General features: G+C 37.6%; 13 protein-coding genes. 1 reads left to right on the top strand and 12 read right to left on the bottom strand.

Annotation, left to right across the window (positions count from 1 at the left end; translation table 11 throughout):
- Genes pgsA through BM097_RS09620 form a run of 6 tightly spaced genes read right to left on the bottom strand, consistent with a single transcriptional unit; the run spans nt 1 to nt 3,902 of the window.
- Nucleotides 1-543, bottom strand: coding sequence for a CDP-diacylglycerol--glycerol-3-phosphate 3-phosphatidyltransferase (pgsA, locus tag BM097_RS09645; RefSeq protein WP_090548820.1), 543 nt, complete (start codon nt 541-543; stop codon nt 1-3).
- A gap of 11 nt (nt 544-554) precedes the next feature.
- Nucleotides 555-1,883 carry a 30S ribosomal protein S12 methylthiotransferase RimO gene (gene rimO / locus BM097_RS09640; protein WP_090548655.1) on the bottom strand — a complete coding sequence of 443 codons (1,329 nt, stop codon included), beginning with the start codon at nt 1,881-1,883 and terminating at the stop codon, nt 555-557.
- Nucleotides 1,884-1,886: 3 nt separating this feature from the next.
- Nucleotides 1,887-2,129 (bottom strand): DNA-directed RNA polymerase subunit omega, encoded by a 243-nt coding sequence (gene rpoZ / locus BM097_RS09635; RefSeq protein WP_090548652.1) that lies wholly within the window; start codon nt 2,127-2,129, stop codon nt 1,887-1,889.
- Nucleotides 2,130-2,131: 2 nt separating this feature from the next.
- Nucleotides 2,132-2,770: a guanylate kinase gene (gene gmk, locus BM097_RS09630; protein WP_090548648.1), complete on the bottom strand. Its 639-nt coding sequence runs from the start codon at nt 2,768-2,770 to the stop codon at nt 2,132-2,134.
- Nucleotides 2,771-3,022: an extracellular matrix/biofilm biosynthesis regulator RemA family protein gene (locus BM097_RS09625; protein ID WP_090548643.1), complete on the bottom strand. Its 252-nt coding sequence runs from the start codon at nt 3,020-3,022 to the stop codon at nt 2,771-2,773. It abuts the gene before it with no gap.
- A gap of 1 nt (nt 3,023) precedes the next feature.
- Complete coding sequence (locus BM097_RS09620) at nt 3,024-3,902, bottom strand: YicC/YloC family endoribonuclease (RefSeq protein ID WP_242944690.1); 879 nt, start codon at nt 3,900-3,902, stop codon at nt 3,024-3,026.
- Between the two features lie 103 nt (nt 3,903-4,005).
- On the opposite strand from BM097_RS09620, the gene BM097_RS09615 reads away from it, so the two are divergent.
- A complete protein-coding gene (locus tag BM097_RS09615) occupies nt 4,006-5,757 on the top strand; it encodes an Rqc2 family fibronectin-binding protein (RefSeq protein ID WP_090548639.1) in 1,752 nt (583 codons plus the stop codon).
- Here BM097_RS09615 and recG read toward each other — a convergent pair.
- The 6 genes from recG to BM097_RS09585 all read right to left on the bottom strand — a co-directional run bounded on the left by recG (nt 5,725) and on the right by BM097_RS09585 (nt 12,871).
- On the bottom strand, nt 5,725-7,773 hold the full coding sequence (gene recG / locus BM097_RS09610; RefSeq protein ID WP_090548634.1) for an ATP-dependent DNA helicase RecG: 2,049 nt from the start codon (nt 7,771-7,773) through the stop codon (nt 5,725-5,727). The genes BM097_RS09615 and recG overlap by 33 nt on opposite strands.
- 3 nt (nt 7,774-7,776) lie before the next feature.
- The gene (locus tag BM097_RS09605) at nt 7,777-9,309 is read right to left on the bottom strand and encodes a DAK2 domain-containing protein (RefSeq protein WP_090548629.1); all 1,533 of its coding nucleotides are present in this window, start codon (nt 9,307-9,309) and stop codon (nt 7,777-7,779) included.
- A 13-nt stretch (nt 9,310-9,322) separates the two neighbouring features.
- Nucleotides 9,323-9,682 carry an Asp23/Gls24 family envelope stress response protein gene (locus BM097_RS09600; protein WP_028243693.1) on the bottom strand — a complete coding sequence of 120 codons (360 nt, stop codon included), beginning with the start codon at nt 9,680-9,682 and terminating at the stop codon, nt 9,323-9,325.
- 109 nt (nt 9,683-9,791) lie between these two features.
- Nucleotides 9,792-9,977, bottom strand: a complete 186-nt coding sequence (gene rpmB / locus BM097_RS09595; RefSeq protein ID WP_090548624.1) for a 50S ribosomal protein L28 — start codon at nt 9,975-9,977, stop codon at nt 9,792-9,794.
- A gap of 125 nt (nt 9,978-10,102) precedes the next feature.
- Nucleotides 10,103-11,539: a peptidoglycan D,D-transpeptidase FtsI family protein gene (locus tag BM097_RS09590; protein WP_090548620.1), complete on the bottom strand. Its 1,437-nt coding sequence runs from the start codon at nt 11,537-11,539 to the stop codon at nt 10,103-10,105.
- Nucleotides 11,540-11,557: 18 nt separating this feature from the next.
- Nucleotides 11,558-12,871 (bottom strand): FtsW/RodA/SpoVE family cell cycle protein, encoded by a 1,314-nt coding sequence (locus BM097_RS09585; RefSeq protein WP_090548616.1) that lies wholly within the window; start codon nt 12,869-12,871, stop codon nt 11,558-11,560.
- Nucleotides 12,872-12,873: the final 2 nt, after the last annotated feature.

Below are 12,873 nucleotides of genomic sequence, written 5' to 3'. Positions count from 1 at the left end.
TTAGTTCTGCTCCTTAAGTACATCACTGTTCTGGTAAATGTAAATAACAAGTGAAAGTACTGTAAGAATAAGTGATACCCAGATTAAAAGCTGTCCTAAAATCTGTAACCAACCAAATGGAAGGTTAGCAACAAGGATAATAATCATAATCATCTGGGAAACAGTCTTAAGCTTACCAAAAATATTAGCAGCAATAACAACACCATTTTCAGCGGCAATAAGACGGAAACCTGAAATAATAAATTCACGTGCAACAATGATAATTACAAACCATGCTGCAAGCTGCTTTGTCTGGATTAAACAAATCATCGCTGAACAAACTAAAAGCTTATCTGCAAGTGGGTCCATAAACTTTCCAAAGTTTGTCACAAGATTATACTTACGTGCAATCTTGCCATCTAACATATCTGTGAGAGATGCCACGATAAAGATTAAATCAGCAATAATTCTAAATGCCTGGTTATCAGGGTTGATAAGTAAAAATAATACAAAAAATGGAATAAGTACAACTCTGAATAATGTAAGTTTGTTAGGTAAATTCATCTCTTTTAAATTCATAACTTTACATCTCCTATCAAATCATATTCATCATAGCCTGTTACTAAAACATCAACAAATTGTCCGCTGACAAGCTCATCCTCGCTATTAACAAAAATAAAACCGTCAACGCCAGGTGTATCTCTGTATGTACGGCCGATAAAGACTCCATCCTCAGGAAGCTTTCCTTCAATGAATACCTTTAGTGTACGACCAATATATTTTTCATTATTAGCAAGTGAAATATCCTTTTGGCAAAGCATAACTTCATCCTGCCATTTAAGCTTAAGCTCATCATCTACTTGATCATCCATTTTAGCAGCAACAGTGCCATCTTCCCTTGAATAAGCAAATGCGCCAAGTCTATCAAAGGACATATCCTTAATAAATTGAAGAAGCTCTTTGTGCATTTCTTCTGTTTCACCAGGGAAACCACAGATAAGTGTAGTTCTAAGTGAAATATCAGGCATAGCAGCTCTAAGCTTTCTAGCAATTTCCATGATATCTGCCTTGTTAGTTTTACGGCCCATTTTCTTAAGGATATCATCATTACAATGCTGGATAGGCATATCGATGTAGTGACAAATCTTAGGATTAGACGCCATGTAAGAAATCAATTCATCAGTGATTTCCTCTGGATAAGCATAAAGGATTCTAATCCATTCTATGCCGTCGATTTCACTAAGCTTATCAAGAAGCTTTGTGAGGGATTTCTGACCGTAGATATCGATTCCATATACAGTAGTCTCCTGAGCTACTAATATAAGCTCCTTAACACCACCTTCAGCCAACTCCTTAGTCTCTGCTATAAGCTGTTCCATAGGAACTGAGCGGTAATTACCACGAATATAAGGGATGGCACAATAAGTACATCTCTTATTACAACCCTCTGCAATCTTAAGATATGCATAGTGACCGCCTGTGGTAAGGACTCTACGACCATCTCGAGGTAAGCCAACCAACTCTTTTTTGATAACTGGCTTTTGACCATTTTTCTCAAGGACTACATTTATAGCTGATACTAATTCATCGTAAGAATTAGTTCCGATGATGGCATCAACCTCTGGTAAATCTGAAAGAATTTCATCAGAAAAACGTTCAGCTAAACAGCCTGTTACGATTAATCCCTGTAGATGACCATTTTCTTTATAAGCACCTAAATCAATAATAGTTTGGATGCTTTCCTCCATTGCATCAGCAATAAAGGAACATGTATTTACAACAATAATGTCTGCTTCTTCCTCACTGTCACAAATGCTAAAGCCATTATCCATTAAATCACCAAGCATGTGTTCAGAATCTACGAGGTTTTTATCGCAGCCCAAAGAAACAAATAAGACCTTCATATTTTAGTTATTTGTATCCTCATTAATTATTTTGATAGCGCCTTCGTTAAGTTCGTTAACAGCAACTGAAAGAGGCTTGTCACCCTTATGATAATCGATAAGAGGCTCTGCTCCATCAATAATCTGACGTGCACGCTTTGCTGTAGCAGCAACGATAGTATAACGGCTGTTTACAACTGGCTCCTCACCTACCTCAACGTTTTCATTTACCTTTTCCATAAGTTCTACATAAGATGGATGTATCATAATTAATTACTCCTTTCAAACATCTTTAATTGTTTTTGCATTTCTTTTATAGACGAGCTATTTCTTTCAACTTTATAGTGCTCAGCCTGTATTATATTATGAACCTGATCTACAGCTTTTTCTAAAGAATCATTTACAATCAGGTAATCATACTCTTCCATGTACTGAGATTCCCTACAAGATATTGCAAGGCGCTGTGAAATTACAGCCTCTGTCTCAGTGCCTCTGCCAACCAATCTGTTTTCAAGCTCTTTAGCGCTTGGTGGCATAGTGAATAACAAGAGCGCATCTGGATACATCTTCTTAACCTGAAGTGCTCCCTGGATTTCAATTTCAAGGATAACATCCTTTTTACGCTCAATGAGCTGCTCAACATAAGCTCTTGGTGTTCCGTAGGAATTACCATTAAATGTGGCATACTCTAAAAGCTCATTGTTTTCAATCATTTTATCGAATTCTTCTCTAGTCTTGAAGAAGTATTCTCTTCCATCCTTTTCGCCAGCACGCATACCACGTGTTGTAGCAGAAATAGATAGATTGTAATCGTTGGGATGAGCCTCCAATAAATGCTTCATAATTGTTCCCTTGCCAGCCCCTGAAAAACCAGAAAGGACAATGACAAGACCCTTATCGCTTACCATTTATATTTCCTCCTTTGGTGGGTTACCATTAATTCTATTAGCAATTGTATCAGGCATAAGAGCTGATAATACAACGTAATCGTCACAAATTATCACGCATCTAGTGCGACGCCCCTGGGTAGCATCAATAATATTCCCTGATTCTTTAGCACCGGCAACTATCCTTTTGGCAGGAGCCGAATCGGAGGTAATCATAGATACAATCTTATTACTATTAACAATATTTCCAAAACCAATATTAACAAATGACATATTATTCTATATTCTGAATCTGCTCTCTAACTTTTTCTATAAGTGTCTTAAGGGTGATGCCTATATCGGCAATCTCTACATCAGTTGACTTTGAAAGGATTGTATTGGCTTCACGATTTAATTCCTGAGCAAGGAAATCAAGCTTTCTTCCCACTTCCTTATCAAGCTCAAATACGGAACGAGTCTCTGTAACATGGCTCTTTAAACGAACCATTTCTTCATCTATGCAAACTTTATCTGCATACATAGTGACTTCTTGAGCTATACGGCTTTCATCGATGTTATTATCCTCTAAAAGCTCATGAATCTTTGTAGTAAGTCGATTCTTGTATTCTTCAATTATAACTGGGCTACGTTTTTCTAGCTTGTCAACAAGTGCAAGCATTTCGTCCATCTTAGCAATTAAATCTGCTTCAAGACGAGCTCCTTCAGCAATTCTTGAAGCAACAAACTGATCGATACAATCGGAAAGTGCACTAAGAACAAGTTCCTTTAATACATCTTCGTCTGAATCTGTTTCTTCAAGCTCAATTACATCTGGAAGACGAACGATATTGCTAGCCTTCATATCATTATCGATGCCAAGCTTGTCTGCCATAGAGGCGATAGAATCATAGTATTCCTTCGCTATGATATCGTTAATAGATACCTTATAACAAGCGTCAGAATGCTCGTTAAGTGTGATGTAAACATCCACTTTTCCTCTAAAAATACTTTCGCTGATTTTGTTTCGAATTTGACTTTCTAAGAAATTAAGCTTCTTTGGAAGTTTGATATTTAAATCTAAATATCTGTGATTAACAGATTTCATTTCGATTGTGACACGGGCACTTTCGTTCTCTGCGAAGCCCTTGCCGTAACCTGTCATACTACGAACCATGTGAGTCTCCTTATTATAGTGTTCACTCCAGAACACAGTTGTAATTAATTATAAATAAATGTATGATTATAGTCAATAAGAATGAAGAAAGGCTAGATAAAATATGGCATTAGATGGAATATCAATTCATGCTCTTGTACATGAATTTAATAATAATATATTAAACAGTAAAATCAATAAAATTTCTCAGCCTGAACGTGAGGAATTGCTCATCACAGTAAATACTTCAGAGGGAAACAAGCGTCTTCTCATTTCTGCAAACGCTTCTCTTCCATTTATGTATCTAACAGCTGAAAACAAGCCTGCTCCCGCTCAGGCCCCAGGCTTTTGTATGCTTTTAAGAAAGCATATTGGTGCCGGCCGCATTATTGAGATTTCTCAAATGGGCCTTGAGCGTGCAGTCAGATTTAAAATCCAGCATCTTAACGAAATGGGTGATATAACCTTCAAATATCTGTATGTGGAAATCATGGGCAAGCACTCTAATATTATCTTCTGCAACGAGGATAATATGATACTTGATTCCATTAAGCACATACCTTCTTCTGTAAGCTCTGTTAGAGAGGTGCTTCCTGGAAGAGATTATTTCATTCCTTCCCAGGAGGGCAAAATCAATCCTCTTGAAGCTACTGAAGATTATTTTAAAACAAAGGTGTTAAAGAAAAGTGAATCTGTATTCAAGGCAATAATGTCCTCTTACATTGGAATAAGCCCTACTATTGCAAATGAATTTTGCTATAGAGCAGGTATAGATTCTGACGTCAGCAATGCCTCGCTTTTTGATGAGCACAAGGATAAGCTTTATACAGAATTTAACAGTATTATAGAGGACGTAAGAGCTAATAGATATGATTACAATATTATTATAGATCCTGCCAATAATAAGCCTGTTGAGTACGCTCCTATTAAGCTTAATATGTACGCTGATATGGAAGCCAGAGAATATGAAAGCTTCTCTCAAGTTCTTGTTGAGTTTTATGCCAAAAGAAACGCTTACACAAACATTCATCAGAAATCAGCTGATTTAAGAAAAATTATTTCTAATCACATAGAGCGAGCAGCTAAAAAGCTTGATCTTCAGCTTAAGCAGGCAAAGGATACAGAAAAAAGAGAAAAATATCGTATATACGGAGAAATGCTTCATACCTACGGATACAGTGCCGCTCCAAACGATAAATCAATTACAGTAATCAATTATTATAACAACGAGGAGCTTACTATCCCACTTGATCCTGATTTAACTGCATCTGAAAACGCAAAAAAATATTTTGACAAATACGCAAAGCTTAAGCGCACTGCCGAAGCACTTGAAACCTATGTTGAGCAGTCTAAGCAAGAATTGGAGCTTTTAAAATCCATCGAAGCCGCTTTAAACATTGCAGAGAATGAAACTGATTTAGCTGATATTAGAAGAGAGCTTGTAGACCATGGCTTCATCAAAAAGCACAATGGCAACAAAAAAGAAAAATCTAAAAAAAGCAAGCCACTTCATTTCATTGACGACAACGGCTTTGATATTTATGTTGGTAAAAACAACTACCAAAATGACGAGCTTACCTTTAAGTTCGCCACTGGAAATGATTGGTGGTTTCACACTAAAAAAATTCACGGAAGCCATGTTATTGTTAAAACAAACGGTAAGGAGCTTCCTGATAGCACCTATGAATATGCTGCAGAGCTTGCAGCGTACTATTCTTCTGGTAGAGATTCCGATAAGGTAGAAATCGATTACCTGCAAAAGAAAAACGTAAAAAAGCCCGCTAGCTCAGTAGCAGGCTTTGTAGTTTATTATACTAACTATTCATTAATGGCAACTCCAACACTAGAGCACGTAAAACTGGTCAGCCAGGAATGAGTTAAGAGTGGACCTAAGTTTAGGATGATTTTCTAAGCTTGGGTCCTCATTTATTATATGCTCTACATCAGCGGACGCCATTTCAAGCTCATCTGCATCCTGATAAATATCAGCAACTCTAAAGCTGAATTCACCGCTTTGCCTTACTCCAAACATATCTCCTGGGCCTCTAAGCTTAAGGTCTTCTCTGGCAATAAAAAATCCATCATTAGATTTAAGCATGATATTTAGTCTTTCCGACTGTTTATCATCTCGGCTTTCGTTCATAAGAATACAGTAGCTTTGTGCATCCCCTCGACCTACTCGACCTCTAAGCTGATGCAAGGCTGCAAGACCAAATCTATTAGCATTTTCAATCATCATAACTGTTGCATTTGGAACATTTACGCCTACCTCAACAACGGTAGTTGAAACCAAAATATCTGTTTCGTGATTTGCAAAATCATCCATTACTTGATTTTTTTCAGCAGGCTTCATTTTGCCATGCAATACACCAATGCGATATTTATTTCCAAATTTTGCTTCTAACTTTTTGCTGTAGTCTGTGACATTCTGTGCTTCTGTAGTTTCGGAGGCCTCTACAAGTGGGCAGATAATATAAACCTGATGCCCCTTTTCAATTTCATCTGCTACAAATTTATAAGCTGTGCTTCTCATGCCTTCTTTAATTACACAGGTTTTGATTGGAAGTCTACCTCCTGGCAAGGTCTTTATAACCGACACGTGCATATTTCCATAAAGAATCATAGCAAGTGTTCTTGGAATAGGTGTTGCAGACATAACGATGATATGAGGATTGTTCCCCTTTGACGACAGCTTATCTCTTTGCTGGACACCGAATCTATGTTGTTCATCGGTGATAACAAGAGCAAGATTATTGAACTCTCTTCCTTCAGAAATAAGCGCATGAGTACCAATAATAAAGCAGCTTTCATTTTCATCTACGATGCGCTGCATCTGCTTTTTCTCTGATATCTTCATAGAGCCTGTAAAAAGCACCACAGGTATATCAATTCCAAAATCCTGACACCATTTGGTAAAGGATATGTAATGCTGCTTGGCAAGCACTTCTGTAGGAGCCATGATTGCACATTGATATCCTGACAAAGCAACATCTAACATGGCAAGAAAGGCAACTATAGTTTTTCCGCTACCAACATCACCCTGAATCAAACGTTGAGTGACATAATCGCCCTTCAAATCCTCTCTAACCTCCATAAGCACCTTTAGCTGGTCTTCTGTAAGCTTGAAGGATAAAGAATCCATAAAATTATCTGTAAGCTCGTGATGGCTGATTTTGAAAGGATTTGGGATAGCTGCAATATTATTTTCCTGCAATCTGGAATTTAGAATAAAGAAAAACATTTCTTCATAAGCTAATCTTTTTCTAGCCTTAACAAGCTCATCATAGCTTTCCGGAAAATGATAAGTGGCTATAGCCTTACTATATGGCATAAAACCATTCTTAGCTTCTATTTCCGCTGGCAATCTGTCATCAGATATTCTACAGCCATCTAAAGCCGCCTTAACGGTCTTAGTTACAAGATTGTTACTTAATCCCTTTGTAAGATGATAAATAGGCAGAAGCTGCTTTTTTATTTCATCATATTTGTCTGGTGTAAAAACAAGCGGCTGGGATAGCTTATATCTTCCTTTATCAAAGGTTAATCGCCCGTAGAAAATATAAACCTTACCTGGTTCAAAGGTGCCCCGCAGATAATTTGAATTAAACCAAACCAAATCTACAGGCATTTCCCCTACATAAACTGTGGCAGAAAGTATATCCATGTGGTTTCTTGATTTAAAAACCTTTGGGCTGTTTTTCATTCTACCGGCAATACTGATTAAAGAATCCACCGAATCCTTATTTGGTTCTGATGGTTCGGGATATATTAAATAGGTGCGCGGAAAAAAAAGGAGTATATCCTCTATGGTATATACTCCTAACTTATTCATTAATTTAGTTGTCTTTTCTCCCACACCTTTAATAGTGTCTATAGATGATAACAACTCCATTTTTTACTCCACTGAAACGATGTATGCGTATACTGCCTGGCCACCTTCAGAAATCTCTACCTCAAGATCTGGGTATTTATCCTGAATCTCTGCACCAAGTGCCTCTGTCTTAGCCTGATCACTGCCCTCGCCCCAATAAATAGAAACTACAGCAGAATCATCTGTAACCATTTCATCTATCATTTCTTTAAATGCCACATTAATATCAGCATTTACAGAAAGAAGTCCTGAATCACCCATACCCATCCAATCATTTTTCTTGATTTCTTTATCATCAATGATTGTATCACGTACAGCGTAAGTAACCTGACCTGTCTTAACGTTAGCAATTTCTTCTGTCATTGCTGTCTGATTATCTTCAACACTAGCATCTGCAGCAAAAGAAATAAGTGCTGTGATACCCTGTGGAATAGTCTTTGTAGGGATAACTACAATTTTCTTGTCCTCGCAAATAGCAGCTGCCTGATTAGCAGCAAGGATAATGTTTTTGTTGTTTGGTAAAACAAATACAGTCTTTGCATTAACCTTTTCTACAGCGCTAAGAATATCATCTGTACTAGGGTTCATTGTCTGACCGCCTGGAATCATGTAATCACATCCAAGCTCCTTAAAGATAGATGTAAGTCCATCACCTGTAGCGATAGAAACGAAGCCCATTTCCTTTGCAGGCTCTGTAAACTTAGGTGCTTCCTTGCCATCTTCCTTATCACTAGAGAATACAACTTCATCAGAATTTGTCTCTGTGATAGTTAAATCTGAAACCTTACCTGAAGCAAGCTTTTCAAGCTTTGCTTTAAGTTCTTTAATCTGATATGAAGCAAGTGGCTTTTCAGATTCAATAACAAATTCAACAGCATACTTTGAAATAGCTGGCTGAGCCTTAGCTGCTGGTACTTCTTCTGCTGAATAATCAACTTCCTTACCAATAAGAGCATCATAAGCGCCCTTAAGAACCTGTACAAGACCCTGTCCGCCTGAATCAACAACGCCTGCCTGCTTTAAAACAGGAAGCATATCAGGTGTACGAGCAAGTGTATCTTCAGCTTCAGCAATAACTGCCTCTGCAAATTCAACAACATCATCAGTCTTTGTAGCCATTTCTGCGGCCTTATCAGCAGCAGCACGAGCAACTGTAAGGATAGTACCTTCCTTAGGCTGCATAACCGCCTTATAAGCTGTCTGAACAGCCTTTTCGAAAGCTTCATTTAAAAGAGCTACATCAACCTCATCATGGCTTGAAATAACCTTTGTAAAGCCTCTGAATAACTGAGATAAAATAACACCGGAATTACCTCTGGCGCCTCTAAGTGAACCAGATGAAATAGCCTTTGATAATGTCTTCATGTCTGGGTTGTTAAGCTCTCTAACAGCATTAGCTGCAGACATGATTGTCATTGTCATGTTAGTACCTGTATCACCATCTGGTACAGGGAAAACATTTAACTCATTTATCCATTCTTTTTTAGATTCAAGATTCATTGCTCCTGAAAGAAACATCTTCGATAACAAAGATGCATCGATTGTTTGGATCTCCACGTATAATTCCTCCTTAGTCAATAACTCTAACACCTTCAACGTAGATATTAACTGTGTCTACGGTTAATCCAGTGAAAGAGGATACCTTGTATTTTACTGTTTCAATGAGGTTCTCTGCCACAGTAGCAATACTAATACCGTATGAAACAATAACATGAAAATCTAAAGAAATCGTGTTATCTTCTGCGATGTTAACACTAATTCCATGATTTAAATAATCTTTTTTAAGAAGCTTGACCAAGCCGTCCTTCATATTGACAGCTGCCATGCCTACAATGCCGAAGCACTCTACTGCAACTGAACCTGCATAGGTCGCAATTACGTCTGTGTCTATAACAATTTTACCAAGCTCTGTTTCCATTTGACCTTGCATAACGTACCTCCAAATTTCGCATATTTAGTCATATTATGCAACCATTATATACTAAAGCAAAAATAAAAGCCACCCTTTCGAGTGACTTTCAATATCGTGTCATGTAAGATTAAGCACGCTCAACCTTGCCAGAACGTAAACAAGAAGTACATACATATAACTTCTTAGGTGTTCCATTCACACTACACTTAACGGACTTCACATTAGACTTCCACATATGATTGGATCTTCTATGAGAATGGCTCACATTGTTACCGAAATGAGCGCCTTTTCCACAAACTGCACATTTTGCCATGATTGCACCTCCTTGTAATTATTTTCAAAACACAACGCTGCGTATTTACGCAACGATGAAATTATAGCAAAGCAATTGAGAAATTGCAATGTTTTTTTGCCGAAATATAAAAATAAATTATATTCCTACTTGTCAAAGTATGCGTTAAAGACTTTTGCGGCAAGTGGTGCGGCATATTTACTGCCATAGCCTGCTCCTTCCATTATTACAGCAATGGCAAGCTTCTTTCCACTAGAATCCTTTGCATAGCCTACAAACCAGGAATGAGTCATATTTTTATTAGTGGAATATTCTGCTGTTCCTGTCTTTCCATAAACCGATAAATCTCCAAAATCTACACTATCTGCTGTTCCATCCATTACAACGGCTTCCATATATTGATTTAGAAGCCTTGCTTCGGAATCAGAAATGATTCTGCCATAGCTCTTTGGTGCAGTTTCACTAACTATATCACCCTCTTCGCTTACAAGCTTATCTGCCATATATGGCTCCATGAGCTCTCCATTATTTGCGATTGCAGCTACAAGCATACACATGTGTAGTGGTGAAACTGTAGTCTGGCCCTGCCCTATTGCGGTTTGAGCCACTATGGATTCTGGTGTATCTGTATCAATATAGAATTTAGACTGCTTGGTATTTCCTAAAGCTGCCGGTAAATCCTTATTAAACAAAAGATTATCTGCAGCGCTGGAAAAAGCCTGTCTATCAAGATTTATTCCCATATAAGCATAGGCGCTATTGCATGAATTAGAAAATGCCTGTAGCATATTTTCATTTCCGTGAGACTTTTTTGAGCTACAGTGAATCTTATAATCATCTACAGTAATAGAACCCTTACAATTGTATTCGAAATCATCATTGCCATTGTTATCTCTTAAATAGGCAATGGTGGTAATGATTTTAAAGGTAGAGCCCGGCGGATAGGCGCCGGCTATTGCCCTATTTAAAAGGGCAGAATTATTTTTAGTGTCGTCTGTAATATCATCCCAATATTTTGCAATTGTATTAGGGTCATAATCCGGCTTTGAAACCATAGCAACAACCTTACCTGTTTCAGGTTCTATAGCAATTACGGCTCCGTCAAACATGTTAAGGCCCTCATAAGCGGCTTTTTGCGCCTCGTAATCGAAGGTAGTGTACAAACTGTCACCTGGATTTTTGATGCCACTTAAAGTGTTGTTAATCTGTTCATCAAGGGATATATGGCTTTTTAGTAAATCAAAGGAATAATTGGCCTCAAGTCCAGCCATACCCTTTCCAACATAGCCTACAGCATGGCTAAATAGTCTTTCATCAGGATAATCTCTATATTCCTTATTCTCATCATCTGTGGCTGTTTTAGCAATCACATGGCCATCAGCAGTATAGATTGAGCCTCTTTTTACATCATCCGCAAATACAGAAAATCTGGAATTGTAGGAATTGTAAATAAAATCTCTTGAGTCTATGGCAACAAAATGTCCAAGATAGACCGCCATGGCCACAAAAATTAATGAAAACATCACTGCAACCACATATATTTCTTTACGTATTACTTTTTTTGAATTTTTATGTCTAGTCATATCTTTAGCCTTTTTAGCTTAATTATCTTCTATGTAATATAAATCGTTAGAACATTCTGCAAGGTAAAAACATATAAACATGGATAGTAGGGAGCTACCACCATAGCTTACAAAAGGAAGTGTTACACCTGTAGAGGGAATAAACTTTATAACACCGCCGATATTTAGAATAGTTTGTATTGAAAAAATAATAGCTATTCCATTTACCACAAGCATGAAAAAGCTGTCCTGACAATTAAATGCCACATTAAAAAGCTGAATACAGGTGCACATTAAGCATAGAATAATGCAAATAGCTGCAATTGTTCCCAACTCCTCTGCTATAGCGGCAAATATAAAATCCTTGCTTACTACAGGTATTTTGGCTGGCTGCCCGGCCGTGAAGCCAGAACCCACCCAGGAGCCTGTACCTATTGCAAAAAGAGATTGTGAAATCTGATAGCCCTTGTCATCAACCACTGACAGCGGATCCGACCAGGCGATAAATCGAGCCTGAATGTGCGGGAACAGGCTATAGGCAAGTACCCCGCCTATACTTGCAAGGGCAATCTCAAGTATTAATACAATATAATTTTTGTATGCTATGAAAATCAAAAACACGTAGGCAACAAGAAAAATCAAGGCAGTACCTAAATCCCTTGAAAATACAAGTATTAGCACATGAATTGCGGAACCAATAGAGGCAAACAAAAAGCCCCTGAAATCCTTGTAGGTAACAATACAGCCGCTTATAAAGAACAGGTATAATAGCTTGACAAATTCACTAGGCTGGATACTGATATTTCCAAAGGAAAGGGAAAGCTTTGCGCCATATTCCACCCTGCCTATCAAGCTAACAAGTATAAGCAAAAGGATTCCAAGTCCTGCAAAAACAAACATTAAGCTTTCTATATTTTTAATTTTTCTTATTATCATAACAACAAGAATTCCTATGACAAAAGAAACTATCGCAAATACGAACTGCCTGATTGCTCTTCCACTGCTAAGTCTTTCCAGAAAAGAAAAACTCAGGGCAAGGAAGAATAACATATTGTTTATAAGAGCCTTTGAGGCTGGGTAAGTAAGCTTGTTAAGAGATATACCTATCAGTGCAAATAATAGAAGCTGGCCTGCCAACAACAGTAGGTAGTTAACATCCTCATTTACTAAAAACAGTAATAATGATGTATTGGATAAATAAAGTACCACCATTAAAGCCTGTATGGTAGAAAAGATGCTATCTGCTACTTCGCTAAACCTATATTCGAATATCTGAATAATATCAATTAAGGTAAAGACCAGCGCAAAGGCTAATATTGTAATTCTGGAAAATGATATAAGTACGTTAATCAAAA

Origin of the sequence: Pseudobutyrivibrio sp. OR37, assembly GCF_900113655.1 — a bacterium.
GTDB lineage: Bacteria > Bacillota > Clostridia > Lachnospirales > Lachnospiraceae > Pseudobutyrivibrio.
This window is presented reverse-complemented; position numbering and strand designations above follow the sequence as displayed.

What these genes read in the sequence shown, in the direction of transcription:
- rpoZ (WP_090548652.1), bottom strand. Translation starts at nt 2,129, where the DNA reads ATGATACATCCATCTTATGTAGAACTTATGGAAAAGGTAAATGAAAAC.
- gmk (WP_090548648.1), bottom strand. Translation starts at nt 2,770, where the DNA reads ATGGTAAGCGATAAGGGTCTTGTCATTGTCCTTTCTGGTTTTTCAGGG.
- rpmB (WP_090548624.1), bottom strand. Translation starts at nt 9,977, where the DNA reads ATGGCAAAATGTGCAGTTTGTGGAAAAGGCGCTCATTTCGGTAACAAT.
- BM097_RS09625 (WP_090548643.1), bottom strand. Translation starts at nt 3,022, where the DNA reads ATGTCATTTGTTAATATTGGTTTTGGAAATATTGTTAATAGTAATAAG.
- BM097_RS09600 (WP_028243693.1), bottom strand. Translation starts at nt 9,682, where the DNA reads ATGCAAGGTCAAATGGAAACAGAGCTTGGTAAAATTGTTATAGACACA.
- pgsA (WP_090548820.1), bottom strand. Translation starts at nt 543, where the DNA reads ATGAATTTACCTAACAAACTTACATTATTCAGAGTTGTACTTATTCCA.
- BM097_RS09615 (WP_090548639.1), top strand. Translation starts at nt 4,006, where the DNA reads ATGGCATTAGATGGAATATCAATTCATGCTCTTGTACATGAATTTAAT.
- BM097_RS09620 (WP_242944690.1), bottom strand. Translation starts at nt 3,902, where the DNA reads ATGGTTCGTAGTATGACAGGTTACGGCAAGGGCTTCGCAGAGAACGAA.
- recG (WP_090548634.1), bottom strand. Translation starts at nt 7,773, where the DNA reads ATGGAGTTGTTATCATCTATAGACACTATTAAAGGTGTGGGAGAAAAG.
- BM097_RS09590 (WP_090548620.1), bottom strand. Translation starts at nt 11,539, where the DNA reads ATGACTAGACATAAAAATTCAAAAAAAGTAATACGTAAAGAAATATAT.
- rimO (WP_090548655.1), bottom strand. Translation starts at nt 1,883, where the DNA reads ATGAAGGTCTTATTTGTTTCTTTGGGCTGCGATAAAAACCTCGTAGAT.